This window comes from Acaryochloris sp. IP29b_bin.137 (assembly GCF_028285745.1).
Taxonomy (GTDB): domain Bacteria; phylum Cyanobacteriota; class Cyanobacteriia; order Thermosynechococcales; family Thermosynechococcaceae; genus Acaryochloris.
This window is the reverse complement of the sequence record NZ_JANQOP010000078.1, coordinates 1-26622: the sequence shown is the minus strand read 5'-3', so window position 1 is coordinate 26622 and position 26622 is coordinate 1. Positions and strand designations below refer to the sequence as shown.

At 48.7% G+C, this 26622-nt stretch carries 28 protein-coding genes, 1 tRNA gene and 1 pseudogene; 17 read left to right on the top strand and 13 right to left on the bottom strand.

Annotated elements, in window-relative coordinates:
* The 3 genes and pseudogenes from Q0991_RS05905 to Q0991_RS05895 all read left to right on the top strand — a co-directional run.
* Nucleotides 1–202 (top strand): annotated as a pseudogene (locus Q0991_RS05905) (photosystem II D2 protein (photosystem q(a) protein)); the annotation flags it as partial.
* Nucleotides 203–325: 123 nt separating this feature from the next.
* Entirely contained in the window at nucleotides 326–1171 is an 846-nt protein-coding gene (locus Q0991_RS05900) for a hypothetical protein (RefSeq protein ID WP_299486384.1), read from the top strand.
* 192 nt (nucleotides 1172–1363) lie between these two features.
* Entirely contained in the window at nucleotides 1364–2734 is a 1371-nt protein-coding gene (locus Q0991_RS05895; protein ID WP_299486383.1) for a cytochrome P450, read from the top strand.
* Between the two features lie 5 nt (nucleotides 2735–2739).
* Here Q0991_RS05895 and ribBA read toward each other — a convergent pair whose 3' ends face one another.
* Nucleotides 2740–4422, bottom strand: coding sequence for a bifunctional 3,4-dihydroxy-2-butanone-4-phosphate synthase/GTP cyclohydrolase II (gene ribBA, locus Q0991_RS05890; protein WP_299486381.1), 1683 nt, complete (start codon nucleotides 4420–4422; stop codon nucleotides 2740–2742).
* 267 nt (nucleotides 4423–4689) lie between these two features.
* Between ribBA and argC the strand changes: the two genes are divergently transcribed.
* Nucleotides 4690–5748, top strand: coding sequence for an N-acetyl-gamma-glutamyl-phosphate reductase (gene argC / locus Q0991_RS05885; protein WP_299486385.1), 1059 nt, complete (start codon nucleotides 4690–4692; stop codon nucleotides 5746–5748).
* 47 nt (nucleotides 5749–5795) lie between these two features.
* Nucleotides 5796–6230, top strand: coding sequence for a hypothetical protein (locus Q0991_RS05880; protein ID WP_299486379.1), 435 nt, complete (start codon nucleotides 5796–5798; stop codon nucleotides 6228–6230).
* A gap of 3 nt (nucleotides 6231–6233) precedes the next feature.
* Here Q0991_RS05880 and Q0991_RS05875 read toward each other — a convergent pair whose 3' ends face one another.
* Nucleotides 6234–7016, bottom strand: a complete 783-nt coding sequence (locus Q0991_RS05875) for an ABC transporter permease (protein WP_299486377.1) — start codon at nucleotides 7014–7016, stop codon at nucleotides 6234–6236.
* Between the two features lie 79 nt (nucleotides 7017–7095).
* Here Q0991_RS05875 and Q0991_RS05870 point away from each other — a divergent pair, with 79 nt between their 5' ends.
* The 4 genes from Q0991_RS05870 (at nucleotide 7096) to hemF (ending at nucleotide 9362) form a co-directional block, all read left to right on the top strand.
* A complete protein-coding gene (locus tag Q0991_RS05870) occupies nucleotides 7096–7404 on the top strand; it encodes a hypothetical protein (protein ID WP_299486376.1) in 309 nt (102 codons plus the stop codon).
* Between the two features lie 111 nt (nucleotides 7405–7515).
* Nucleotides 7516–8055, top strand: coding sequence for a photosystem II reaction center PsbP (gene psbP, locus Q0991_RS05865; RefSeq protein WP_299486374.1), 540 nt, complete (start codon nucleotides 7516–7518; stop codon nucleotides 8053–8055).
* Between the two features lie 95 nt (nucleotides 8056–8150).
* Nucleotides 8151–8223, top strand: a tRNA-Ala gene (locus tag Q0991_RS05860).
* Nucleotides 8224–8336: 113 nt separating this feature from the next.
* Nucleotides 8337–9362 (top strand): oxygen-dependent coproporphyrinogen oxidase, encoded by a 1026-nt coding sequence (hemF, locus tag Q0991_RS05855; protein WP_299486372.1) that lies wholly within the window; start codon nucleotides 8337–8339, stop codon nucleotides 9360–9362.
* Between the two features lie 69 nt (nucleotides 9363–9431).
* On the opposite strand, the gene Q0991_RS05850 is transcribed toward hemF, so the two are convergent.
* The gene (locus tag Q0991_RS05850) at nucleotides 9432–9974 is read right to left on the bottom strand and encodes a type IV pilin-like G/H family protein (protein ID WP_299486370.1); all 543 of its coding nucleotides are present in this window, start codon (nucleotides 9972–9974) and stop codon (nucleotides 9432–9434) included.
* Nucleotides 9975–10162: 188 nt separating this feature from the next.
* On the opposite strand from Q0991_RS05850, the gene Q0991_RS05845 reads away from it, so the two are divergent.
* Together Q0991_RS05845 and Q0991_RS05840 are read left to right on the top strand one after the other, a co-directional pair.
* Nucleotides 10163–11035 carry an S-methyl-5'-thioadenosine phosphorylase gene (locus Q0991_RS05845; RefSeq protein WP_299486369.1) on the top strand — a complete coding sequence of 291 codons (873 nt, stop codon included), beginning with the start codon at nucleotides 10163–10165 and terminating at the stop codon, nucleotides 11033–11035.
* 3 nt (nucleotides 11036–11038) lie between these two features.
* Nucleotides 11039–11314, top strand: a complete 276-nt coding sequence (locus Q0991_RS05840; protein WP_299486368.1) for a YciI family protein — start codon at nucleotides 11039–11041, stop codon at nucleotides 11312–11314.
* Between the two features lie 43 nt (nucleotides 11315–11357).
* On the opposite strand, the gene infC is transcribed toward Q0991_RS05840, so the two are convergent.
* Complete coding sequence (gene infC / locus Q0991_RS05835; RefSeq protein ID WP_299486367.1) at nucleotides 11358–11891, bottom strand: translation initiation factor IF-3; 534 nt, start codon at nucleotides 11889–11891, stop codon at nucleotides 11358–11360.
* A gap of 414 nt (nucleotides 11892–12305) precedes the next feature.
* Between infC and Q0991_RS05830 the strand changes: the two genes are divergently transcribed.
* Nucleotides 12306–13163 (top strand): M48 family metallopeptidase, encoded by an 858-nt coding sequence (locus Q0991_RS05830; RefSeq protein ID WP_299486365.1) that lies wholly within the window; start codon nucleotides 12306–12308, stop codon nucleotides 13161–13163.
* A 114-nt stretch (nucleotides 13164–13277) separates the two neighbouring features.
* On the opposite strand, the gene Q0991_RS05825 is transcribed toward Q0991_RS05830, so the two are convergent.
* Together Q0991_RS05825 and Q0991_RS05820 are read right to left on the bottom strand one after the other, a co-directional pair.
* On the bottom strand, nucleotides 13278–13958 hold the full coding sequence (locus Q0991_RS05825; protein WP_299486364.1) for a hypothetical protein: 681 nt from the start codon (nucleotides 13956–13958) through the stop codon (nucleotides 13278–13280).
* A 142-nt stretch (nucleotides 13959–14100) separates the two neighbouring features.
* Nucleotides 14101–15579: a glycoside hydrolase family 13 protein gene (locus tag Q0991_RS05820; protein WP_299486362.1), complete on the bottom strand. Its 1479-nt coding sequence runs from the start codon at nucleotides 15577–15579 to the stop codon at nucleotides 14101–14103.
* Between the two features lie 430 nt (nucleotides 15580–16009).
* On the opposite strand from Q0991_RS05820, the gene Q0991_RS05815 reads away from it, so the two are divergent.
* The gene (locus Q0991_RS05815; RefSeq protein WP_299486360.1) at nucleotides 16010–16195 is read left to right on the top strand and encodes a hypothetical protein; all 186 of its coding nucleotides are present in this window, start codon (nucleotides 16010–16012) and stop codon (nucleotides 16193–16195) included.
* Here Q0991_RS05815 and era read toward each other — a convergent pair.
* The 7 genes from era to sufU all read right to left on the bottom strand — a co-directional run bounded on the left by era (nucleotide 16192) and on the right by sufU (nucleotide 22823).
* The gene (era, locus tag Q0991_RS05810; protein ID WP_299486358.1) at nucleotides 16192–17139 is read right to left on the bottom strand and encodes a GTPase Era; all 948 of its coding nucleotides are present in this window, start codon (nucleotides 17137–17139) and stop codon (nucleotides 16192–16194) included. The genes Q0991_RS05815 and era overlap by 4 nt on opposite strands.
* A 51-nt stretch (nucleotides 17140–17190) precedes the next feature.
* On the bottom strand, nucleotides 17191–17886 hold the full coding sequence (locus tag Q0991_RS05805; protein WP_299486356.1) for a TrkA family potassium uptake protein: 696 nt from the start codon (nucleotides 17884–17886) through the stop codon (nucleotides 17191–17193).
* Nucleotides 17887–17928: 42 nt separating this feature from the next.
* A complete protein-coding gene (locus Q0991_RS05800; protein ID WP_299486354.1) occupies nucleotides 17929–19263 on the bottom strand; it encodes a TrkH family potassium uptake protein in 1335 nt (444 codons plus the stop codon).
* 78 nt (nucleotides 19264–19341) lie between these two features.
* A complete protein-coding gene (locus Q0991_RS05795) occupies nucleotides 19342–20562 on the bottom strand; it encodes an aspartate aminotransferase (protein ID WP_299486352.1) in 1221 nt (406 codons plus the stop codon).
* Nucleotides 20559–21722, bottom strand: a complete 1164-nt coding sequence (locus tag Q0991_RS05790) for an iron-containing alcohol dehydrogenase family protein (RefSeq protein ID WP_299486351.1) — start codon at nucleotides 21720–21722, stop codon at nucleotides 20559–20561. Before Q0991_RS05790 ends, Q0991_RS05795 begins: the two co-directional genes overlap by 4 nt.
* Nucleotides 21723–21804: 82 nt before the next feature.
* Nucleotides 21805–22344, bottom strand: coding sequence for a Ycf51 family protein (locus Q0991_RS05785; protein ID WP_299486349.1), 540 nt, complete (start codon nucleotides 22342–22344; stop codon nucleotides 21805–21807).
* Nucleotides 22344–22823 (bottom strand): Fe-S cluster assembly sulfur transfer protein SufU, encoded by a 480-nt coding sequence (sufU, locus tag Q0991_RS05780; RefSeq protein ID WP_299486347.1) that lies wholly within the window; start codon nucleotides 22821–22823, stop codon nucleotides 22344–22346. The genes Q0991_RS05785 and sufU overlap by 1 nt, the downstream gene beginning before the upstream one ends.
* Before the next feature lie 281 nt (nucleotides 22824–23104).
* Between sufU and Q0991_RS05775 the strand changes: the two genes are divergently transcribed.
* The 4 genes from Q0991_RS05775 to Q0991_RS05760 all read left to right on the top strand — a co-directional run bounded on the left by Q0991_RS05775 (nucleotide 23105) and on the right by Q0991_RS05760 (nucleotide 26482).
* Nucleotides 23105–24358, top strand: coding sequence for an FIST N-terminal domain-containing protein (locus Q0991_RS05775; protein WP_299486345.1), 1254 nt, complete (start codon nucleotides 23105–23107; stop codon nucleotides 24356–24358).
* A 146-nt stretch (nucleotides 24359–24504) separates the two neighbouring features.
* Nucleotides 24505–25047, top strand: coding sequence for an NADPH-dependent FMN reductase (locus tag Q0991_RS05770; RefSeq protein WP_299486343.1), 543 nt, complete (start codon nucleotides 24505–24507; stop codon nucleotides 25045–25047).
* 186 nt (nucleotides 25048–25233) lie between these two features.
* Nucleotides 25234–26151, top strand: coding sequence for a cation diffusion facilitator family transporter (locus Q0991_RS05765; RefSeq protein ID WP_366524903.1), 918 nt, complete (start codon nucleotides 25234–25236; stop codon nucleotides 26149–26151).
* A gap of 25 nt (nucleotides 26152–26176) precedes the next feature.
* Nucleotides 26177–26482: a hypothetical protein gene (locus tag Q0991_RS05760; protein WP_299486339.1), complete on the top strand. Its 306-nt coding sequence runs from the start codon at nucleotides 26177–26179 to the stop codon at nucleotides 26480–26482.
* The last annotated feature ends 140 nt before the right edge of the window (nucleotides 26483–26622 follow it).

The following is a 26622-nucleotide window of genomic DNA, read 5'->3' as shown; positions in this document are numbered from 1 at the left end:
GGTGGGAATTGCGCTCAACATGCGTGCATATGACTTCGTCAGCCAGGAAATCCGGGCTGCTGAAGACCCTGAGTTCGAAACCTTCTACACCAAGAACATCTTGTTGAACGAAGGTCTACGTGCTTGGATGGCACCCCAAGACCAAATCCATGAAAACTTCATCTTCCCTGAAGAAGTTCTACCTCGCGGTAACGCTCTGTAGACAATAACTTCAAACGATAAAGTTTAATCAAAAAAGCCCCCGATTCATCGGGGGCTTTTTTGATGCTAGCCGCAAGTTTTTTGGGGGCGAAGGCTACCATGGACGAAGACTAAGGAGCATTAGATGCATAGAGGTTGGAATCCTACCCGCCGTAATCGCAATATTGGTACATCAAAGCAAGGATATGGTCAGAATAATCATTTGGTGATTCCGAAATCATGGCCGGATGATCGGGTGTTTTGGGAAGTCCTTCACAAGCCTATTGTGATTCAGGAAAAGATTGGCGAATATGAGCTGACGTTTTTGTTGGAACCGCCCCGCCCGGAGTGCTTTTATCCCTGTACTGTTACAGATGTGATGTCTGTTTTAGACTATGTTCCCCAGTCTGATCTGGAGGGCTTGGAGTTGATCATCTTCCGTCAACCGACGCGTAAACAAGATCAACTCCATCCAGTCTGGGGTCGCTTCCTTTACTATGCGACGCCTGGATCTTATTCAGGACCTGCGGTTTGTATTGAAGCCCATAATCTTAAGCAAACCTTACGGTGGCCCCTCTCACTGCAACCTGACTCGCAAGATGAACTGGCTCGATTAGAAGCTGATGGTCATCGGATCGAAAAAGGACGACGGGATTACACGATCCACCGAACGTATGAGTCAGTTCGTAATACGGTTCTCTTTCGAACCCTATTTCATGAAATTGGACATTATGTGGATTGGATGCAAAGCGTTATTCGCCCAGGTCTTGATACCAATAGCGATGCTGAAGATGCCCGTCTTAATCAGGCGTTTGACTCTAAGCCCTCGCAAGATAAAGAAGCCTTTGCCCATCGCTATGCCCAGACGCTTGCTGACCATATGTGTCAAGCAGGACAGATTCCTTTCCCGCCCCAGCCTACCTCAGAAATATTACTGGCGAAAGGGTTGGAGCTGGACTGGTTTCAACCTGGAGCATCTAGGCTGCTTTAGAACGTGTTGAAAACAGCGGTATTCTGTGTGTGAAATCAAACGAATTGATAGCAGATTTGCGATCGCACTCCAGTCACAGTGCTCAATGCTGCTTAAGTTTCTGCTTAACGTTCTGATCTTCCCTAGGGCAAATTGGGAAATGCCATAAGAGTGGTATCAAGGTTAGCCTATTCTTAGTTTGGAGAAATAAAGATGACTGCAACAGCGCCCACTCTTGCCCCCCATCCTTCCTCCCCTCTGCCAGAGGTACAGTCTCCTATATGGCTCCAAACCCTTCAAAGCATTGTTAATCCCATTCCTTATCTGGAGAAAGCCCATGTTGAGCATGGCGACATTTTTGTAGGGCGGTCTTGGGGCTTCCCTCCCTTTATTCTGCTCAACCACCCTAAGGCCATTGAGCAAGTCTTTACGACTGACCCCAACTACTTTGACAGTGTGAGCGGCAACCAGATTATCTCTCCGATTACGGGCGATCAGGGTCTTATCCTCTTAGAAGGCAAAGCCCATCAAAAACGACGAAAGCTAATGATGCCGACCTTTCATGGCGAACGAATGCGGGCCTATGGTGAAGCAATATGTGCGATCGCAACTCAAGTCTCACAAGAATGGTCCCAAAATCAGCCCTTTGTGATGCGCTCGGCTACCCAAGAAATTACCCTTCGGGTCATACTGCGAACCATCTTTGGCATTAATAATAATGAGCGCTTTCAGCAGCTGCGTCAGCTCCTGGACGAGATGCTCCATACCTTCGATACGCCCTTGGGGTCTAGCCATCTCTTTCTCACCGGGCTGCAAAAAGACTTAGGACCTTGGAGTTTATGGGGGAAATTTCTACGGCGTCGGCAAGCCATTAATGCTCTACTGCTCGCCGAAATTCAGGGACGGCGTCAGCAGCCCCTAGGGCAAGATATTCTCAGCCTGCTCCTTGCGGCCCGAGATGAACAGGGGGAACCCATGAGCGATGCTGAATTACGGGACGAGCTCATGACACTGCTCTTCGCTGGCCATGAAACCACTGCTTCAGCATTGGCTTGGGCCTTCTATTGGATTCATCAGGTTCCCGAAGTGCGGACGAAATTACTAGCAGAGTTAAGGGATATCACTCCAGATACAGACCCAAGTGAGATTGCCAAGCTACCCTATCTCAGCGCAGTCTGTTCAGAAACGTTGCGAATTTATCCCCTGGTGTTGTTTACCTTTAGCCGCACTCTCAAACAGCCTCTACGAGTCATGGGCTACGATCTGCCTGTGGGTGCCATGCTGACCCCCTGTATCTATCTGGTTCATCACCGCGAAGAGCTCTACCCTAATCCCCATACCTTCTGGCCTGGACGGTTTTTGGAACGCCAGTTTTCACCCTATGAGTATTTCCCCTTTGGCGGGAGTAACCGTCGCTGTGTAGGGTACGCGTTTGCCTTATTTGAGATGAAATTAGTGCTGGCGACCATCCTCAAACAAACCAGCCTACAACTAGTTAGCCCAAAACCCATTCAACCCGTTCGCCGGGGAATTACCTTTACACCCGCAGGGGGCGTGCCAATGGTAGTCACTGGAGCAGCATAACCAGATTATGAGCGGGAAGACACGCTATAAATGGTTTGTGTTTCCAGGGCATGACCAAGGGCTAAGGATAATTGACTCGCATCCACCGTCTTGCGATCGAGCTTGACTTGGAGATTTTTCAGGGGGTCAGTTCCTGAAGAAATCAGGAATTCGAACCCTGCAATATTGGGCCAAGACTGTAAATCTTCGAATATGCGAGCTACAGCTTCAAGGTAAGGATGTCCTTTTTGCTCATACCAATCCGCAGCGGCAACATTAGGTTGATCCAAACCCAAATGGCCAATTAGGGACTGGCCTTCGAACAGTGCAATTCCAACTGGACGGGCCTCTTCTTGTAACAAAAGATGCTGATTATCTGCCAAATGGCGCAGTTTTTCAAGACGGTCGTAGCGTTGAGTCACATCTAGGGGTTCATCCTGCCATCGAATCGCAATCGTTAGCAGGTAGGTTTGCAAAAGCATATGGCCTAGCTTTTCTGCCTTGGTATTTAAGTAAGTCGTATTGTAGGTGTTGGCTTCGATGAGCAAAGGGACCCGATCGGCAACTTCCAACCCATAACCTTTGAGCCCTGCTATCTTACGAGGATTATTGGTAATCAGGCGGATTTTTTTAATCCCCAGATCGTTAAGGATTTGAGCCCCTACACCGTAGTTTCGTAAATCGGCTGGAAATCCTAACTTTTCATTCGCTTCTACGGTATCGAGACCCATATCTTGCAAGGAATAGGCTTTCAGTTTATTGACGAGCCCAATCCCGCGGCCTTCTTGTCTTAAATACACTACGACGCCCTGCCCCACATTCTCAATCATTTTGAGGGCAGCCTGGAGCTGCATCCGACAGTCACAGCGCAGCGAGCCGATAGCATCTCCGGTGAGGCATTCGGAGTGCATCCGCACCATCACGGGCTGTTGCCCAAACTGTTTAGGATCACCTTTAACAATGGCGACATGTTCCTTGTGATCGAGCTGATTTCGGTAAGCATAAATTTGAAACTGACCAAACTCAGTGGGCATCTCAGCAACCGTTTCTCGATGAACAAACCGTTCATGCTGAAGCCGATAGCTAATCAAATCGGCAATGCTGATGATTTTTAGCTGATGTTCACGGGCATAGTCTTTGAGTTGCGGTAGGCGAGCCATCGACCCATCGGGATTTTGGATTTCACAAATCACACCCGCTGGGTATAACCCTGATAACCGGGTCAAATCAATCGCCGCTTCAGTATGGCCTGCTCGGTGTAAGACGCCGCCAGAGCGGGCTCTTAAGGGGAAAATATGCCCAGGTCGTCGCAAATCTGTGGGTAAGGAATCTGGATTAACTGCGACTTGGATGGTGCGAGCCCGATCTTCCGCTGAAATGCCGGTCGTCACACCCAGATGAGGAGAGGCATCGATACTGACGGTAAAGGCAGTTTGGTTTCTGTCGGTGTTATTCGTAACCATCAGCGGCAGTTCTAATGCGTCTAACCGTTCCCCCGTCATCGCCAGACAAATTAACCCCCGCGCTTCCACTGCCATAAAATTGATCATATCCGGCGTGGCGAATTGAGCTGCGCAGATCAGATCGCCTTCATTCTCCCGATTCTCATCATCCACCACGACAATGGCATGTCCCGCTTTAAACTCCGCAAGGGCATCTTCAATGGAGTCAAATTCAAAAGAGTCTGTCGGTGTAGCGTGGGGATTCAAGTGACGGTACCGTAACGTTTTTTAACATCTTCTCCTTAATTCTAAGGGGTGAAGACGGTAGTTCACACAGAATCCTTCGATTCAACAAAACCCGATGAAAGGGGTATTTGGTACTACAATGCAGCAAATATGAACTAATGCAGTCAATGCTATTCAATGCAGTGATCGATATCAATCAAGGGGGTGATCGATATCATCATCGCCATTTTTGGGAAGCCTGAACTACATTAACCGTTTGTATGACTGACCTCTGAGGAAGTAATGAATATGGGTTCTCAGGAAGATATTCCAGTTGGCATTATTGGTGCATCTGGGTATGGTGGGGTCCAACTGGTTCGCCTATTGCTGGAACATCCCCAGGTCCAGTTGGCTTATTTAGGCGGCAACAGTAGTGCAGGACGTCCCTTTGTAGAGCTTTACCCCCACCTAGGGTTTAAGCAAGATCTCAAAGTAGAATCGATTGATTTAGAAAACGTCGTTGAACGGACAAAGGTGGTCTTTTTGGCCCTTCCGAATGGCTTGGCGGCAGAGATTGCCCCGACTTTGGTTGAGCGAGGCTGCAAAGTCTTGGATCTGTCCGCTGATTATCGGTTTGCCAATCTGGATACCTATGAAGACTGGTACGGGACCAAGCGTCAAGATCGTGACCTTGCTGCTACTGCTGTCTACGGCTTACCAGAAATCTATCGACAGGCCATTACAACGGCTCAGCTTGTCGGTTGTCCAGGATGTTTTCCAACAGCCAGCTTACTAGCTTTAGCCCCCCTGCTAAAACAGGGTTTAATCGAACCTAATAGCGCCATTATTGATGCTAAGACAGGGACGTCTGGGGGAGGCCGTCAAGCCAAAACTCATCTACTCTTGGCAGAAGCCAATGACAGCATTGGCCCCTATGGTGTTGCCCATCATCGCCATACGCCTGAAATTGAACAGATCAGTAGTGACCTCGCGGGTCAAGAAGTGACGGTTCAATTTACGCCTCACTTAGCTCCTATGACCCGAGGAATCTTGGCAACGGTCTATGCCACCATGCGGGATCCAGGACTGGTGCGGGAGGATTTAATCACCATCTTTAGCGCGTTTTATCGCAAAGCGCCCTGGGTCAAAGTATTGCCCAGTAGCACCTATCCCTATACGAAATGGGCCTATGGGACCAACCTTTGCTATTTGGGGATAGAGGTTGATCAACGAACAGGACGGGTGATCGTAATTTCAGCAATTGACAACTTGATGAAGGGTCAAGCGGGCCAAGCGGTTCAATGTTTGAATTTGATAATGGGCTGGCCAGAAACCCTGGGATTGCCGGAATTGACCTTTTATCCATAAGAAAGCCGTATTAAGGGAAAATGGAACCGTAAGACATCATCGAAGAAATGGCTACAAACTATAAGAATGGTCTACTGTGGGTTGTGTGGACCATCGTCACGATGAGCCTGGGTGCCACGATTGGCGCTTTAGTCGGTTCAACCAAACTCTCAGCAGGGACCACCATGGCGGTGGTCACGGGAATGGGATGTGTGATCGGGATGGGCGCATTGGTCAAGGCGATTGCGGGTCGAGTAAACCAAGACACTACAGCAGGTTGGCAGGCGCTCACGGTCAAAGCCAGCTTCTTGCTGGGGGCGATCAACTTATCCGTGGGCTTAGTGTTAGCACCCATTGCTATTTGTAGTATTGTCTGGCCGTTTGCTGCCATCAATTGGACTCAAGTGGGGACGATCATTGGCCTAGTGGCTTCCGGAGTAGGAGGCGTATTAGCTGCCATGGTTGAGGTTCGGGCTTTAGCCAATCCAGTGGTCGTGGATTGAATGCTAACTGGATGCACTCGTGTAAAACCGCAGGGCAAATTGCCAAAATCGATTCGACAAGCCAAATAAAGCAATTGCTAGTAAACCTGCGCCTATACTCCAATTCCAAGTGGCGCGGTTGAGCATGGCCTGCGCGGGAACCGTGGTTAAAAATGTGACCGGGATAATAAAGGTGAAAAAGAAACGGTAGGCGGTTGGATAAGCGACAACTGGGTAGCGTCCAGCTTCCACTAGTCCCCGCAGCACTTCGGTAACGTTATAGATTTTGACAAACCAAATGCTAGTGGCCCCCAAAATAAACCACAAGCTATAGAGGCTCAGAAAGCCACACAGGAGTGGCCCTAGCCCAAGGGCATAATTCTGCCAACTGAGCCCCAGATGGAACCCGGCGTAGCCAATGAGGCCAAGACCAAACATGACATCGGGCAGGCCCCAAGGTGAGACGGAATAGGTCGATAACCAAAATTGGCTACTGATGGGTTTGAGCAGAATAAAATCCAGGGTGCCCTCCTGGACATGACGAACGATCCGGTTCAAGTTGGGCACCAAGCAGGTGGCTGAAAAGCCTTGAAGGAGGGTAAAGATACCCAATACAACGAGGGCTTCATGCCAGTTCCAATTTTGGAAGGTGTATCCCGTGCGGTAAAACAAAGACAGGCCGAATAGACTACCAGCAAGATTGCCCAGACTGCTCAGAGCTGAGATCGCAAAGTTAGAGCGATACTCCATCTCTGCGGCAATCGTCGTTGCCCAGAACAATTTCCAAACGCTCAGATACCGCCGCATCCCTTCACCTCAACTTGTTACCCACGGATGTTGCTTTCAACGTCACAATAGAAATCATAGCGAAATTGGCTCGGACGGTATGCAGCAACATAATCCTTCCCACCATGCCAATCAGGCTTGGTTTAAATCCCTCCACCATCAATGGCAGCGCCAAGATCGACAGCGCCAGATTCTGCGATCGCAAGTCGGCTTTGGGGTGGCGTTGGAAAAGGTAAACGGTGTTTGCCATACCTGTGCCAATTACCATGGCAAAACCTACGGAATGAGCAAGGAAAACCGTTCTGTTCTGGTCTGTGCGATTCATCCCTTTGGCTGGGACTTGAACGCTCATTGCCCAGACTGGTGTTCTTTCGGCCCTGAGAGTGAACCTGGGGGACCAGAGGCGTGAACATCTTGTTGCAATTGATAGAGAGAACGCTCCTCCCAATGCGACAATAAACACACTTATTTGTATCAAATTTGTCTACAAGCAAAGGAAAACGGGTTAAGGACACGTAACATGTTCAAAAGAATCGCAGCACTTGCACTCATCATCTTAAGTCTGACGTTACAAGCCTGCGCGTCTGATACAGCCGGATTGCAAGCTTATGCAGACAATATTGATGGCTATACGTTTATGTACCCGAACGGCTGGGCACCCATCAAAGTGCCAGGAAGCTCTGACGTTGTGTTTCACGACCTGATCGAAGAAACCGAAAATGTCAGTGTCGTGGTGAGTGATATTACCAGTGACACGCAGTTGACCGATCTAGGGGATCCAACGGATGTCGCTCGCACCCTCCTGAATGCGGTGATTGCACCATCTCAGTCGGGTCAAGAAGCGGACTTATTGGCGGCCGCCTCCCGGACGGAAGATGAGAAAGTCTATTACGCCCTCGAATATACGGTTGATTTACCCATCGGCAAGCGCCATAATCTTTCGACCGTAGTGGTCCGCCGGGGTAAGCTGTTTACCCTCAGCCTTTCTACCCCAGAATCTCGTTGGACCAAAGTAGAGCCTGTGTTCCAGCGGGTTGTGGATTCATTTTCTGTTTACTAAACGGGTTGGTTGGTCAGTGAGGGCCTGCTCTTCAATTGACAGCACAAAAACGGACTCACTAAAATATTCTGACGCGGCCATTGCCCGCGTTTCTCGGGGAATTAGCTCAGCTGGTAGAGTGCTGCGATCGCACCGCAGAGGTCAGGGGTTCGAATCCCCTATTCTCCATTGGTCCAAATCGTTTTAGAGTAGTTAAAGCAACCGGGTTGGCTCAGCGCTCTCCTGCAAGGAGACAAGCGTGCGCTCCTGAAGTTCAGCCCTTATTTCTCTAGAGGCCTCCCATGACCGCATCTTCAACCACTCCCTCAGCGGTAAAAAATGCTCCTCCACCCCCCTCAGACTCTAAAGAGCAGGTGGGAAAATTTTTGCGAGGCTTGCAGGACAGTATTTGCGATAAGCTCGAAGCGTTGGATGGTAAAAGCACCTTCCAAGAAGATTCCTGGGACCGACCGGAAGGCGGTGGTGGCCGCTCACGCGTCCTTCGAGAAGGTGACCTCCTCGAACAAGGGGGCGTTAATTACTCCGAGGTCTGGGGCGATCATTTGCCTCCTTCGATTCTTAAACAACGGCCAGAAGCCGCAGGCCACCGGTTTTATGCAACGGGAACCTCGATGGTGCTGCATCCGCGCAATCCCTATGTGCCAACGGTGCATCTGAATTATCGGTATTTTGAAGCAGGCCCCGTGTGGTGGTTTGGGGGTGGCATTGATCTAACCCCTTACTATCCGTTTAAGGAAGATGTGGTCCATTTTCATCAAACGATGAAAGCCGCCTGCGATCGCCATCATCCTGAGTATTACTCCACCTTCAAGCCTTGGTGTGATGAGTACTTCTATCTGAAGCATCGGCAAGAAATGCGGGGAGTGGGTGGCATTTTCTTCGACTATCAAGATGGTATAGGGGCGCTCTATCGTGGCCCTCATGCTGAAGGGATTGCAGCTCAGCATAGCGATCAGCTCGATACGCTACCTCAACGGTCTTGGGATGAACTATTTGCCTTTGCCCAAGATTGCGGCAATGCTTTTTTGCCCGCCTATGTGCCAATTATTGAACGCCGCCGAGATACCGCATATGGTGACCGCGAGCGTAATTTTCAGCTCTATCGGCGGGGTCGTTATGTAGAGTTCAACTTGGTCTATGACCGAGGCACGATTTTTGGCCTACAAACCAATGGTCGAACTGAATCGATTTTGATGTCACTACCACCATTGGTACGTTGGGAGTATGCTTATTCTCCCGAACCCAATACGCCTGAAGCAGAACTGTATGAGACTTTTTTAAAGCCGCAGGATTGGGCTGCAGCATAAACTCGCCACAATATCGGGAACCAAAAATCAGGGGTGTTGCCATATGGGTAACCCCTGATTTTTGATGTGTTAACCCTCTACTTTCTGGGAATCTGAACCACAAGCCCAAGCTCCCTCCTCGAATGTGGGGGGTTCAATATCTTGGCTGGGCTGATTACTCTCACACAAAATTCTTTCTGATACTGAATCTACACTGGAAACACCACCTGCATAGCTATTGAGGCCCTGTTCTTTCGCAGTCGCTTTCATGGTAACTACTGTTTCGCCGGCCTCTATCCCTACAATGATGTGGTTATCTGACTCCAGCTCAATGTTTACACCTAAAGCACTGAGATCTGTAGTGAATTTTCCATTCTCCAGTTGATAGGCTTGTTGTCCTCTTAACAATGTGCCTATCTCAACCTTTGCCTGTGTATTTCTAGCCTTATTAACAAGGTCGGTTTGAGCGTCTGCGGGTGAAGGAGGAGCACTCTGATCAGCTGAACTTGCTGTAGGGCTACTGGATTCTGACGCACTTTGATCCGTTGAAGATGAACATGCACATAACAGGCTGACAATACAAAAGATAATTATGGGCTTGAAGGGGACGTTAAATGGTTGATTAATCGCCATTTTTAACTCAATACCTTTACGACATACTTAATTCAGCGCTAGTTTACCCACGTTTGAGGAAAAGTTATCTGAGAGTAGGTTCTCCCACTCCATCGGCGATGATGTAGGAATCCGAGTGACAAAACTAGTTGTTGCAACTGATTTTCCCAGTACACTACGAAAGGATTGAATACTCACTAGTACTGGATATGGCTCAGGCAAAAATTGGAATTATTGGCGGCAGTGGCCTCTATAACATGGGGGCTCTGACGGACGTAGAAGAAGTTCAAATTAAAACGCCGTTTGGTGATCCGTCTGATGCGCTGATTGTCGGCACCTTAGAGGGAGCACGGGTTGCTTTCCTCGCTCGCCATGGTCGGAATCATCATCTCATTCCCAGTGAACTGCCCTTTCGGGCCAATATCTATGCTATGAAATCTTTGGGTGTGGAGTATTTAATCTCTGCTTCAGCGGTTGGATCTCTCAAGGAAGAAGCGAAACCGTTAGATATGGTGGTGCCGGACCAATTTATCGATCGCACCAAGAATCGAGTGTCTACCTTCTTTGGCAATGGCATTGTGGCCCATATTGGCTTTGGGGATCCGGTTTGTGGGGCATTGGCAGGGGTGTTAGGCGATGCGATCGCATCCCTGAATCTCCCCGATGTCACCCTTCATCGTCAAGGCACCTACGTCTGTATGGAAGGCCCCGCCTTTTCCACCAAAGCAGAATCTAACTTATATCGCAGTTGGGGTGGCACCGTGATTGGGATGACCAATCTGCCAGAGGCTAAACTGGCTCGAGAAGCTGAAATTGCCTATGCAACCTTGGCCCTAGTCACGGATTATGACTGTTGGCATCCTGAACATGACAGCGTTACGGTGGAAATGATTATCGGTAACCTTCACAAAAATGCGAGTAATGCCCAAAGTGTGATTCAAGAGACCATTAAACGACTTAGCCAGTCACCCCCGGCCTCCAAGGCCCACAATGCTTTGAAACACGCGATCTTCACCCCCTTGGATAAAGCTCCAGTTAAGACTAAGGAGCAGCTTTCTCTGATTTTGCAGAAATATCTTTAAGATATGTCCTGGTATATCAAGATCGAACGGGGCATTGTCGATAAGGCCACATTTGACCGATATGTGCCCGCTCACCTGGCCTACATCAAAACCCTAGATGCTCAGGGCCATCATCCTAAAACGGGCTATTGGCGAGAGAGTGCGGGTGGGATGTTAATTTTTCAAGCCCAGTCTTACGAAGAAGCCCAAGCGATCGTCCAGCAGGATCCGCTCATCTTGAACCGTTGCGTTGAGTATGAACTCCATGAATGGGTCCAAGTGGGAGGCCAGCCCCTTTAAACCCAAACAGACGGACCATAAAAGCTGTGATATATCTCTAGCGCTATTTCTTGGGAGATAAATACATAATCATATTGCGGCCTTCTCGCTTGGGCGCTTGCTGAATCTCTGCAAAGTCCAACAAATCATTGGCCATTTTCTTGAGTAAAGCTTCGGCTAGATGAGAATGCTGAATTTCTCGTCCCCGAAACGTAACGGTTGCTTTGACCTTATCTCCGGATTTGAGAAAGCGCTTGGCATGATTGACCCGAACTTCATAATCATGGGTGTCAATTTTGTAGCGCATTTTGACTTCCTTCACGTCGGAAGTATGCTGCTTTTTCTTTGCTTCCCGAGCTTTCTTTTCTTGCTCAAACTTAAATTTCCCGTAATCCATAACTCGGCATACGGGTGGATCCGCTTTGTCACTAACCAGGACCAAATCTAGATTTCGCTCATCCGCAATTTCCATTGCTTCGCTGGGAGCCATAATACCCAGTTGAGTCCCATCTGCATCGACTACGCGAATTTTAGGGAAGCGGATGCGTTCGTTGATATTGGGTTGGTTTTGTTGATTTCGTTTTTTAATTGGAGCCACAGGCGTATTGTTTACTGTTATTTAAGTCGCGAAATAAAATAGGAGCAAGCGATTGCCCCTTTCAAACTAACAGATTCAGCTTCGAATCCGCATACTCTTAACACATCCGTCACATCTGCAACAAAGAGCCATCATGAGATGACATTCTCGCTGGGCCAAATCTTAGGTCTGGGTCAGTTAAACGCACCATCGATTGTATGTCGAGTTTGAGGCTGATGCTGTTAGTCTTCTCAATATACCCTGATGGCTCATACACTTGAGCAGTCCTCAGCAATACAAATACCAAGATATTCCCTGCACCTAAGCAGTCCTAGATTCTGTCAAGTCATTGAGGCCATTACAGCGCTTAATTCGTCCACGAGCACTAATGCCACAATACAATTAGACCTACCTATTCCGTTAACTTTGAATGTAATGGCGACCTCAAAAATTCCCTTAATTGGGTTGCAATCTGCTCAATTCCGTCATCCTCTCGATCTAGAAGCGACCCAAACCCTTCAGCGATTGCCTGGACTGGATTGGCTGATTCGAAGTTTGCTCGGCAGTATGGCTGAGCAGGTGTTTTATCTGGAGAATATTGGCTCCAGTGTGTTGGTGAGCAAACGGCAGCTGCCTGATTTGCACCAACTCTTGCAAGATGCCTGCCATATTCTCGATATTGAACCCCCGCAATTGTATGTGCGCCAACACCCAACGCCGAATGCCTATACCTTGGCAATGCGGGGTAAACAACCCTTTATTGTGGTCCACACATCGCTGTTAGAACTCCTTGAGCCTGCTGAAATCCAGGCTGTATTGGCTCATGAACTGGGACATCTCAAATGTGAGCATGGGGTGTATCTCACCCTTGCAAACTTGTTGGTGTTAGCGGCTGGCCAACTCTCTCCTTTGGGCGGCGTGATTGCCCAAAACCTGCAAATGCAGCTGATGGCTTGGGTTCGTTGCGCAGAATTTACTTGCGATCGCGCCGGCTTACTGGTGACCCAAAATGCCAATGTGATGGCCTCAGTATTAATGAAGCTGGCAGGGGGATCTCCAACCCTTGCCCCCCAGTTAAACGTCGAGGCTTTTATTGATCAAGCCCGCGCCTACGATCGGATGGATCATGAACTGGCTAATCTACTTAAAGCTGTCCGCACGGCGGAACTCACTCATCCATTGCCCGTGTTGCGGGCGCGAGAAATTGATCGATGGGCGGATAGCCCGACCTATCAAGCTCTTCTGCAAACCCATGCTGGTGCAGAAAAGCAGCTCGCCTGGAAAGATTGGTAATTTAGACCGCGAATTTGAGGACTGACCTTGGAGGCACAGACGCAGTTGTGAGTGTCCCCCTCAAGGTTTGATCCCGATCGAGGAGCCCCTCAACGCCATTTAAAAAGGGAGCGATTAGAAGGCATTACTGATACTGAAATGATCCAATCGGCACCGTTGCCCTTGCCAAATAACACGGCCAGTAATAATTGCCCATCCATGCTCAAAATCTGCTTGGGCCACAAATTGCCAACCCGATCCTTCTTGTAGATGATCCAAACCAAAGTATTTAATGCCCTGGTAGGCCGTCATTTTGCCACAGCGTCCCAGCAAATCCGCGAAGCTTTGGTCGAGGCCATGGCGCTGAGTCGATTTCAATAGAGTCGGGGTGCATTGACGAGAAAACTCTTGACTATCCCAATTAGAAATAATTTTGGGAATTGAATCATTGATGTACGAGAGCGATTCGCTATACTGCCAAGCTTTTTTCCATGATTTAGGCATAAATCCCCGCAAAAAAACAGGGACATGCCGATAAGCAGGAGATTCAGACTGTAAGTCTGCTTTTAAGGCTAAATACTCAGGGTTATTATGCCAAGCATGGGCTTCGACGGGCTGTGACTGCCTAAGCTCCATTCGCGCCTGTAATTCACTTAGTTCGAGAACTTCAGTTTTGAGTTGGTGCGGCTGCTGCTGAATCGCAGAGAAAGACGCTCTGCTGGGTAAGACTAGGACCACCAAGAAGGTATAGAGAATTGCTAGGGTGAAAACGATGCCCAGTAGCAATCCAGCTAGAACCATTAAAATTGCTTCCATCTGATAAGGCTTCTAATTTACGGGAATTTAGATGCATTCATGTCATCCCCGAAACTGGGGTCCCCCCATGTACTTAGGATGCCCAGCTGGTTCTACGAATCTGACGTCCTTGATACAGAATTGAAAATACGCTAGTCAAAGATCAATTTACTGAGGTGAGAGCAGATAGGATACTGCCCTGGCGAGGAAACAACCTAAGGGTGACTTCCTGCAAAGGAGCAGTTGCGGTGCATGGGCTGATCTGAGCATTCCCATAAATAGGCTCTAGGGTAGACACTGGATGGAGCAATAGCTTGAGGTCTAGCGTTATAGAAATAGCCTGAGAACTGGTGTTAACAGCTACAATCAGCATTTCATCTTCTAAACAACGACTAAATACATATCCCTCCTTAGTAGCCTTTAGAACTTGATAGTCACCGGTTCGCAAAGCAGGGTAAGTCTGGCGAAGTTGAATTAGCTGCTGATGTAAGGCCTGCAGATCGAGATCCCAATCTGCCTCGTTGGGAAAACTGCGACGGCAATCTGGATCAATGCCCCCTGGTAAACCTACTTCATCTCCGTAATAAATACAGGGTGCTCCCGGAAAGGTAAACAGCAATAAATTAGATAAGACGATGCTTGGAGTATCTTGATGCACCATCGACCATAGCCGAGCGGTGTCGTGGCTAGACAGCAAGTTTAACTGCGTCAACTGAATATCCCACGGATACCAAGACAGCAATTCCTGAATTCGCCCAGCATAGTCTGAAGCTTGCAATGCAGGAGAGGGCGCATAGGCGGGTTGAGTGGTGTAAGCTAAATCCACTCTTGAGCCAGCAGCAAAGGCAATGGTGGCCTGTCGAAATTGATAATTCATAACGCCATCAAACTGATCCCCTGCTAACCAAGGCTGGGCATTGTCCCAAATTTCACCCACAATATAAGCCTCTGGATTGATACGCTTAACGCGATCGCGAAATTCCTGCCAAAACCCAGGTACTTTTACTTCATTGGGTACATCCAGCCGCCATCCATCAATGCCCTGCTGCACCCAATACTCAGCAACCCGCATAATGTACTCCCGTACATCGGGATGGTCATGATTGAACTGGGGTAAAGCTCGATTCCCGCTCCAACCCACATAATTGGCTGTTTTATCCCCTTCATAGGCTGCGACTGGCCAGCCCTCCACCCGAAACCAATCCACCCAAGGAGAATGAGGTCCATTCTCTAAGATGTCGTTAAAGAAGAAAAAACCTCGACTGGCATGGTTAAAGACCCCATCCAGTACCACTTTAATTTGGCGGTCATGGGCTGCCGTTAACAAAGCCGAGAGCGCTTCATTCCCACCTAAGATAGGGTCCACTTGATAATAATCATGGGTATGATACCGATGATTACAGGCTGATTGAAAAATAGGCGTTAAGTATAGGGCCGTAATCCCTAAATCGCTTAAATAATCAAGGCGATCGATAATGCCCCATAGATTTCCGCCTTTGTACCCCTGAAGAGTGGGGGGTGAGTGCCAAGGTTCCCATTGAACTTGGGAGGGTAGAGATGGATGAAGACGAAAAGCAAAGCGATCGGGAAAAATCTGATAAAAAATAGCATGTTTAACCCAATCAGGTGTGGAAATCTGCATTATCACCCACTCAGCAATACAGTCATGGCAATGGTCAAACAACCGGCTTGAGAACCAACAAACACTGCATTAGCTGTAGCGATGGATTTGAACCAAGAACCTGTATGATTTTATATCTAAAGTTACTTTTCCATACAGAGAAGGTCTAAGTTAGTATTGATTTAAATAGCATTAGACAATACGTTAAACTCCTCGGCCTCCATACGTGCCTTGGGTAAAGTGTTGTGGTTTTCTCTGTCAAGAATGGCAGTTTTTGAATTGCCAACGATGCATAGGGTCAATTCCTCTGTTCAACAGCATGATTTAGCTATTTGACTCTGTTTTTGTTTTAGAATCTCGCCTCTTCCATCAAACACAATTGCCTGAACGACTGACTTTCAATCGACATTAATGCTGATTCCATACGGATGCCTTTCGCTCCATAGAACACATGAATGATGACGTTGTCGAAGCTGCCCATGAACGCCAGCGCCTCTCCGTCTTGCACAAGCAGCTGATGCTTAGCTTAAAATTTCATCACAGCCAAACCCTGGAGCAAATTCCCTTGGAAATGGCCGTGCAGGCCATGATTGAGGTCTGGCAGGCTTGCAACCCCTCCCAATCGGCTAAACGCTAGGTCGCTTCAACCTGATAGCCCAGTTCTGCCAGATGCATTCTGGAGTGCCGCCATTTGGGCTGAACTTTAACAAACAACTCTAAATACACTTTGCCAGCAATCAGCTTTTGAATTTGCTGACGGGCTTCAGTGCCAATTGCTTTCAGCATTTGACCTTTTTTGCCAATTACAATCTGTTTTTGGGAGCCACGCTCAACATGAATGGTCGCTAAAATCCGGGTAATTTTTGGGGACTCATCCACACGATCAATCACAATGGCGACAGAATGTGGAACTTCTTGTCGGGTGAGCAGCAAAATTTGCTCTCGGATGAGCTCTCCCATAATGAAGCGTTCCGGTTGGTCGGTGACCAGATCAGGCGGGTAATAGTAAGGGCCAGGCACCAAATGTTGAATCAATTGGCGTTGTAGCGAATTCAACTTGGCGGTGGTCAACGCAGAAAACTTACAAATGGGCCAGTGATGCGTTTTTGCCAGCGTTTTGTAGGTTTGATCCAACGTCAAGGCCCGCGCCGCGGTTTTTCGCTGTAAATCGAGTTTATTGAGTCCCAAAATGACCGGGGTGTTCGTTTGGGTCAGCAACTGGGCAATAAAGCGATCGCCTCCCCCTAAAGGCGCTGAACAATCCACGACAAATAACACAACATCAACTGCATGAATCGCCATCTGCGCATTTTTAACCAAGATCTCACCCAACGGGTGGTGCGGCTTATGAATACCCGGAGTATCCACAAAAATCATTTGGGCAGAGGGGGTCGTTAAAATACCGCGCAGGCGATTGCGAGTTGTTTGGGCCACGGGAGAAGTAATTGCAACTTTCTGACCAATCAGTTGATTCATCAACGTCGACTTGCCGACATTGGGCCGACCAACAATTGCCACAAAGCCAGACTTAAACTCCGGGGAAGCTTGAGGAATAGCAGTTAAAGATTGGAGATCAGACAAGGTAACGAATCATCCCTAAAGTAAGCAGTAGGCTATTCACATTATTGCCCGTTAGAGCGGCAGCTTATCAATCGCTTTGGTTTCTCCAATCACCACCATGACAGACCCTTTTTGCAAATTGAGATCGGGGCTGGGATTGATATTAAATTTCTGATCGCCACAGATCGCCAGCACATTCAGACCATAACGGCTCCGGAGCTGCAGCTCACCCATAGATTTATTGTGAAACTCTTCCGGTACCACAATTTCAACGATGCTATGTTGAGGATCGAGTTCGAAGCGATCTAAAATCGAAGGCTTGGTGAGGGCACGGGCCAAGGCATATCCTGCCTCATTTTCAGGAAAAACCACTTGGTCAGCACCGACCCGTTTAAGGAGCTTACCATGCACTTCTGAAGAGGCTTTAGCGACCACCTTCGCCACACCCGCTTCCTTCACATTCAACGTGGTAATAATGCTTTCCTGCAGATAGTTGCCAATGGCGATAATGACTGTGTCAAATTCGTAAATCCCGGCTTCTTTAAGGGCTATTGGATCGGTAGAGTCGAGCTGGAGTGCATGGGCTGCCCATTGGTTATTAACCACCTCGGCGACTCGCCTCTCATCAATATCGGTTCCTAATACTTCTTGGCCTGCCTGATGGAGTGCCTGGCAAGCCGCCCGGCCAAATCGACCTAAGCCAATAACTGCAAACTGCTGCTTTTTCTTATTTAGACCTGGAAATAAACTTAATGATGATAAATTCACGGGTAAACGTCCATAACGCTAGTATTGTTGCCCAAAGGTGATTTAACCGACGAGTAAAGACTCTTCCGGATATCGAACGGTACTTGGACGGGGATCACCTAGTAATGCTGCCATCAGGAGTAAGACACCGACTCGTCCCATATACATGGTGGCTGCCAAAATCAGTTTTGAACTGACGGATAAAGCAGCCGTAATCCCAGTGGATAAACCAACCGTGGCGTATGCAGACACCACTTCAAACAAAATATTGATAAATTCAACCCCTGGATCGGCGATTGACATTAAGGTTGTCGCCGAAACGATGGTAGTAATGGAACCCACCACAACCCCCACAGCTTTCAAGATTAAGGATACGGGGATTTGACGTTCGTACATGGTGACGGACTCTTTGCCCCGAAGAATCGCTTTAGTACAGCTACTTAAAACTCTGATAGTAGTCGTTTTCACCCCACCGCCTGTCCCGCCAGGACTACCGCCCACATACATAAAGGCAATGGTGAGGAATAACCCTGCATTGGTCATCCTGCCGATGTCTATGGTGTTAAACCCAGCCGTGCGGGTGGTCATGGACTGAAACCAAGCCGATATCAACTGTTGGTTCCAACTCAGCGATCGCAAGGTGGCGGGATTATGAGATTCAGTCAGATAAAAGGCGATGGTTCCCAAGGTTAGCAACATTACGGTGGTGCTGGTTACCACGCGAAAGTTAAGGGAGAACAGGGTGCGTGTCTGCTTGCGAGTGAGGCGGTCTCGCAACCACAGATAGACTTCGAAAATCGCTTCGTAACCGATGCCGCCAATGATCACGAGGCCCGAAATGGTGAGATTCACCATCCAGGAAAACTGGTAGCTACTTAGGCTATCGGGGAATAAGCTAAATCCAGCGTTATTCCAAGCACTGACGCTGTGAAATACGGCATACCAGAGCGCAAGCGGGGTGGCATACTGCTGGCTAAACACCCCAAACAGCAAGATGATACCCGTTAACTCAAATACTAAGATGGTGGCGATAATTGATTTAACCACCTGATTGGACCCCTGTAATTTGGAGCGATCTAAGGCTTGTTGCAGGGCAATTTTATCCCGGAGACCAAATTTCCGACCTAGCAACAAGAGCAAAAATGTGGTGGAGACCATATAACCCAAGCCTCCCAGCTGGATCAGGGTGAGGATAAAGACCTGACCTATTGGAGAAAAATAGGATCCTGTATCCACCACCACATGGCCGGTGACGCAAACGGCAGAGGTGGCGGTAAACAGGGCAATCACAGGATTATTCCAGTCCCCACTGGCCGTTGAGATGGGCAATAGAAGTAAGCCCGCTCCCACTAATATGGCGACTAAAAATCCTAAACAGATGCTTCTAGAAACGGTCATGGCTCCTCCCAAATAGCAGAGGGAAGCCGCTCTGAGTGGAGAAACAACAGATGATCACAGATGTTAGAAACCTTCCCTTCATGATGGGCTGATAACGTTGCTGGGGGCTGGCGTTGTAGTGCCACAAATCTGAGATTGGCGAATACGATGAATCGCTTCACCAAGGAGATCGCACTCTGCAATCAAACTAATCCGCAGATACCCTTCGCCATGATGACCAAAGGCGCTGCCGGGCGTCATGACAATTCCGGTGTCTTGGATCAGCTTTAAGGCAAAGTCGGCGGAGGACATCTCTACAGGACAGGGTGCCCATAAATACATGGTTGCTTTCGTTTTTGGAATCTGCCAGCCCAGCTCACCCAACCCTGCAATCAAAAAATCTCGTCGCTCTCGATAGCGTTGCTGGACCGCCTGTAAATGACTATCAGGGAGTTGGAGAGCCGTTTGAGCAGCCGCCTGCACCACGGCAAAGATGCCATAGTCTAAGTTCGTTTTGAGGGTTCGCAGACCTTGAATAATTTGGGGGTTCCCCACCACAAAGCCCACCCGCCAACCGGCCATATTATAGGTTTTGGAAAGGGTATGAAATTCAACTCCAATCTCCTTCGCTCCCGGGATTTCTAGTAGACTGACAGGCTGATAGCCATCAAAAGCCAGCTCGGCATAGCAGAGGTCGTGAACCAGCAAAATTTGATGTTTACGAGCAAAGGCGACAATTTCTGTAAACAGCTCTCGGGGAGCCACAGCCGTCGTCGGATTACTAGGGTAATTGAAGTAGAGAATTTTGGCCCGTTCCGCCACCTGATCAGGGATGCTACCTAAGTCAATCAGCCAGTCATTTTCTGCCTTTAAGGGCAAACCGTAAATTTCGGCTCCGGCTAGGGCTGGCCCTCGGAAGTGGGGTGGATAGGCCGGATTGGGGACTAACACTACATCCCCCGGATTGATATAGGCCAGGGCAAGGTGGGTTAAGCCTTCTTTTGAGCCGAGTAACGGTAGAGCCTCAATTTCAGGATCGAGCAATACGTCATATCGGCGGTGATACCAATCGGTAATGGTATGGCGAAAGTCCGCATGGCCTTCAAAGGGAGGATAGCCATGATTATTGGGAGATTTCAGGGCTGCGATCGCAGCTTCAATCACAGGCTCTGGAGGCGGGCCATCCGGGTTACCCATTCCCAAATCAATCAGGTCGAGCCCCTGCTGGCGGGCTGAGGTTTTAAGTTCATCTAAGCGGGCAAACACATAGGGTGGTAAAGCACTCAGTCGTGCGGCCGGTTTGATCCAATCCAAACTCATGGGCAAACCTCTGCCGATGGAGATCCTGGAATCACGCCACTATCCGCCATTGGACTCGTGGTAGAGACCATCGCTGCCATCAACTGCTCCGGCGTCACCGTAAAGGGTAAATGGTGGATATCTGAATCTGGCTGGCAAGCCACTTGCGCGGCTGTTTGTAAGTGCTTCAGAGATACATCCTCCATCCCCAAATCGGCTAAGGTCATGGGCAAGCCAATCTCCCTATAGAACTTAAGCAGTTGATGGCGAGATTGGGTGGCCAAGTGATTATTTTGGAGGAGTTCCTCTAAACGCAACTGCACCAAAATGCCATAGGCCACTTTTTCCCCATGCAAGCTAGAGCGGGTCGGGGATAGATGGGTCAAACCATTGTGGACGGCATGGGCAGCCACCGTTCGGCATTGGGCACCGCCGAGGCCCCCCACAACCCCCGCCATTAGGACTGTGGCATCTACCACTTGTCGCCATTCATCACCACCCGGTTGGGCAATTGCTGTCGCCGACTTTTGCAACAGGATATCGCGCAACACGCGAGCCTGCTGCACCGCTGCAATCGTCAAGGTTTCTTGGGAATGACCGCTACTCACTGACGCTTCGTACCATTTGGCTAAGGCATCGCCAATCCCTGCCATTAGCGTGCGTTGCGGAGCGGTTTGAATGACCTCGTAATCGAGGATCAGTAAATCGGGACATCGGGGTAACCCAACGTCATATTGAAAGGCCCCAGCATCTGAATACACATTTGATAAAGCGGTCCAAGCCGCGCAGGTTGCAGCTGAGGTGGGGATAGTGATCACGGGGCAGTGATGCCGATGGGCGAGGAGTTTGGCTGCGTCTAACGCTTTACCCCCCCCGACGCCGACAATGACATCGGCTTGATGACGAGTAACCGCGCCTCCTAATGTTTTTAAGCTGGCTTCGCTACAATCGTCGCCGTAGTGGGCAACAGACAGCTCTAACCCAGAGACTTCCGTTAAATAAGGCTGCAAAACGGCTAGACTATGCTCTCCCCCTACCACTAGAGGCCGCTGACCATAGGGCTGGATCAGGTCTGCGCATTGAGACAGACTCTGCTCCGCTCGAATAATGCGCTGGGGAGCAATGGCTTGACAGGAACCATTCAGCGTTGAGGATAGAGCGGGAGATAAGGACTTAGACATAGGCAGGACGGTACGTAGCACTTCGTCAGTTCTCCCTTAATCCCCATTGATCGGTTCGGAAAGCTGACGTTCAATTATGATTTTAGCTAGAGGAGGGATCAAACGTCGTTGTGGCTAGGGCAGCTAAGTTTTCCTGATTGAGGGTGATTTTAGCGTTAGGGTCTTCGCGCACGGTCAAAGATCGTTGAATTTGGCCGAGGGGAATCAGTTGAGACATGCCTGATTCCTGATGCAGAATCGTGCGGACTTTGATAGTTAGATCATCCGTTCCCCGCCCCATGCGTCCTGGCGAGAATAGATTCTCGGAGGCTTGGAGCAAGGTGGCTTCTAGCTCAGTGGGAGTGATCGTTGGAGAGACGGAGATCACGACTTCAGGGCCGGCCAAATCATAAACCAGATTATACTTGGCTGCCCCTGGGATCACGGCTTTACTCACTGGGAAAAAGCTCAAGGCCAGTAAGCTGCCGGTCAGTACGCCCAAAAAGCTGGTGATACCGACAAAGCGAAAGCGAATACCCCAATTCAATACAAAGGCTAAGCCCGTAAACGCACCACTGGCAAGCATAAGGATCGCACACCATTGACAGGCTTGCTGAAAAAACTCAGGACTAGGGGCGGGCATTAGTCGATCTCCTCGTTGCTGACAAACTCATCCGCTGATTCTACCGTCTGATGCTCTAGGGCGGCCTTTAGGGTGTGCCAGGTCAATGTGGCACATTTAATTCTGACCGGGAACTGGGCGACCCCCTGCATAACGTTAAGCTTGCGATGCTCTCGGGGGAATTCACCTTCGCCTTTCATCATTTTTTGGAAGTCTTGGACCATTTTCAAGGCTTCAGATATCGTTTTACCCTTCATCGCATCCGCCATTAAGTCGGCAGAGGCCATTGCGATTGCACAGCCCTCTCCTTCAAATTTGACTGCTGCGATGCGCTCCTCTGACGCTTCCAGTTGCACGGTTAATTCGATCGTATCGCCACAGGAGGGGTTATGTCCGCGTTGCTGACAATGAACTGTATCAGTTACTCCGCGATGGCGGGGCTTTTTGTAATGCTCTAAGATGACTTGTTGATACAGATTTCGTAAATTATCCAGTGCCATAATCTCAAAAAGAGTGAGGGTCTCTCTTGACGATAGACAGTCAATCGGGGAATGTATCTAGGATACTGGCAGTTGCCCCCTTCGATCTTAGCGAAAGGAAGCTATCCCTAGTGGATTACTGCCAAAGCACCAACAGACATATTAGAGTGTTCATGGGATTACACCATGCCGGGGTGCCCCTACTTTCTTGCTAATCGGTCAATCAATGCTCAGGAACTGATGCAGCGGTATGAACTCAATGAAGCAGACGTGATGTCGTGGGATACTCCCAAGGAGCAATAATGAAGTGGGCTAGTGCACTATCAACGCAACCCTCCCTGGAAGCCGCACTGGATGAAGTGATAGCAACGGCCTTGCAGTCTTTAGATGCGTCTCCGGATTTGGCGATTCTATTCATCTCTACCACCTTTGCTAGTGAGTTCCCTCGTTTACAGCCCCTGCTTCGAGATAAATTGTCCGTTCAACATTTTATTGGTTGTGGTGGGAATGGCGTGATTGGTCCCACCCAGAATGGAGACACCGCTGAAGTCGAAGAGGAACCGGGTATTACATTAACCCTCGCCTCATTGCCGGGGGTCGATATCCAAACTTTCCATATCTATGAAGATGAGCTCCCCGATCCAGATAGTTCTCCACTCACTTGGACAGAGCTTCTGGAAGTTGATCCCACTCACCAACCCCATTTCATTCTGTTTGCAGATCCAACGAGTTCTAAGATTAACGACCTCCTCCAAGGGTTAGATTATGCCTACCCCAATGCCGTCAAAATTGGAGGTCTAACAAGTGGCAGAACCACCTGGAATGGTAGCGGGCTGTTTTGTGACGATCAACTCTATCAGGAGGGCACGGTGGGGGTTGCCCTCAGTGGCAATATTATGGTCGAAACCATTGTGGCTCAAGGTTGTCGTCCTATTGGCCAACCCTATCGAGTGGCCGAAGCCGAACGCAACGTTGTCCTTCAAGTGGAAGAGCAAACTGTTCCGGTAGAAGCGACCTTTAACACGGATCAGGTCGAGTTGCAAACTCCATTAGAAGCGCTACAAGCTTTGGTTCAGGATTTAGATGCGGAAGAGCGTGAATTAGCTCAGCACTCGCTCTCGGTCGGAATTGTCTGTGATGAGTTTAAGCAAGATCTTGAACCGGGTGATTTTTTAATTCGCAATTTGATTGGAGTGGATCCGCGAATTGGAGCAATTGCCATAGGCGATCGCATTCGTCCGGGTCAGCGGATTCAATTTCATCTTCGAGATGCTCAAGCCTCTGCTGATGAACTAGAAGACTTACTTCGGCAATATTGCCACAAATCCCTCACCAATCAGCCTCAGCCCATGGCAGCTTTGCTGTTTGACTGTTTAGGGCGCGGTGAACGGTTCTACGGAGAGCCTGATTTCGATTCTCAGCTGTTTGGTCGTTATCTTCAGGACATTCCTGTCAGTGGCTTTTTCTGCAATGGTGAAATTGGACCGATCGCAGGGACAACCTTTTTACATGGCTATACTGCAGCCTTTGGCATCTTCCGCAGCCAGACCAATTAAGCCATAGATCTTAAGCCTTAGATCTATGAAGGCTGACCAGATATTATGGTTTATCTCATTAGGGGGTAGAAGAACTCCACTGATATCGACCAACGCACCTTTAGGTTCGCTAGACTCTGAAAGAATCCCCAGTGAGCTTAATATCCATGACCAAAATTGTTGGTATTGGCGGTAGTCTACGAACCTCTTCCTATAGCATGATGGCATTGAAACTAGCGTCAGAAAGGGTTAAAGCTCTTGATGTTGACGTTCAAGTGCTGGATCTCAGAACGATGACGCTGCCTTTTTGTGATGGTGGTAAAGACTATTCTAATTTTCCGGATGTTAGTGTCTTGCGAGAAGTGGTCACTCAAGCTGACGGACTTATTTTGGCGACACCGGAATACCACGGTAGCGTCAGTGGTGTCATTAAGAATGCGTTGGATTTAATGGGATTTACCGAGCTTAGTGGCAAAGTCACTGGGTTAATCAGTGTTCTAGGAGGACAACCCAACAGCAATGCCTTGAATGAGATGCGCCTGATTATGCGGTGGGTACATGCTTGGGTCATTCCTGAGCAGATTGCCATTGGTCAAGCCTGGCGAGCCTTTGATGAAGATGGGCAGTTAATTGATGAAAAACTAGCCGAGCGATTCGACGAATTTACGCAAAGTTTAGTCACCAATACTCAAAGGTTAAATACAAAGTAATGTCATAACCCGCTTTAGAATCTCAACGGAAGTGGAAAAGTGGGACAAGCCAGGGCACTATTGTTAGTGACCTATCCCTGAGATAGGAACCCGTTTTGAATCAATGAATGCTTGCGGTTAACCCTTATTGTCCGCACTCTATTGACTTCAGCCATTCGTCGGTACTCGCCCCTAAACGTTAGCTTTATGTCCAACGCCCATTCTTCTAAAGTCTCGATTTATGCTGCCATGGCGGCTAATATTGCCATTGGCATCGCCAAGTTCATTGGTGCAGGGATCAGCGGTAGCTCCGCGATGTTATCGGAAGGCATTCATTCCGTCGTAGATTCCACGAACGAAGTGCTGCTCCTCTACGGTCTGCATAAAAGTGAAGCCGGCCCCGATGAACAACACCCCCTCGGATATGGCCAAGAACTGTACTTTTGGTCTTTGATCGTGGCCGTTTTGATCTTTGCCCTGGGCGGTGGGCTTTCTATCTATGAAGGCATTACCAGCATAAACGTTCAAGCCCCCACCCATGATCCAAGGCTCAGCTACATCGTCTTAGCAGCGTCGGCTGTGTTTGAAGGGATTGCTTTGTTTGTGTCGATTCGTGAATTTAATAAAGTCACCCCCAAAACCTCCAGCAACTTCTGGGAAACCCTTAGCAATAGTAAAGATCCCAGTTCCTTTATCGTTATTTTTGAAGATTGTGCCGCCTTGATGGGTCTAGGCGTCGCTTTTATCGGTGTCTTGATGACCGAATTAAAAGGGAATTCCGTCTATGACAGCATTGCCTCTATTGTGATTGGGCTATTGCTGACGGTAGTGGCCGTTGTGCTCGTCATTGAAACCAAGGGTTTATTAATTGGTGAAAGTGCCTCTCCCGAAACCCGCGAGAGCATCAAACAAATTGTTAAATCAGACGATGCCGTTACCCGGATGGACACTCCCATCACCCTTCACTTTGGCCCCCAAGATATAATGTTGGCCATGAATATTGAATTTAGAGATGACCTCTCTTCCGATGAAATTGAAGCGGCTACCCGTCGTATTGAGCGTAAAATCCGAGAATCCCATGCAGAAGTAAAACGAATTTTCTTAGAAGCTGCTTCTGTTATCTGACCAATGATCTCTACAGAGCTAGGTAATGAGTCCTCAACCATTCCAACCCCCCGATGAATTTGAGTCTTTGCTCTCAACGCAACGCCGATTTAACTCAGATATCGAACGAGATTTAGCAGAGCTATCTGAAGATAGCCGCCGAGCCGTAGCCGAAAATCAACGGACCATGCAGAAATTTTTTGGCATTCTGCTTGTGGCTGGCTTGGCCTTGGGGGCTGTCACTGCCGTTGGGGTCGTGCATTTTATCCAATGGTTGCGCTCATCGACGTTTTCAGAACCTCAGCGCCCTAATCAAAGTTGGGTCGATACTGCCGACTCTTTTGAAATCTAAACCAATTTAAGGCTGATGAGCTGCAAATAGTTGAGATAACTGGCGTTGTTGCATAAATAAAGCCAGTCATAGTCTTGGTTTCAGAGCTTAGAGTTGGGGAGAATCTTCGATTTTTATCCATTTTGGACAATCTGGATCGC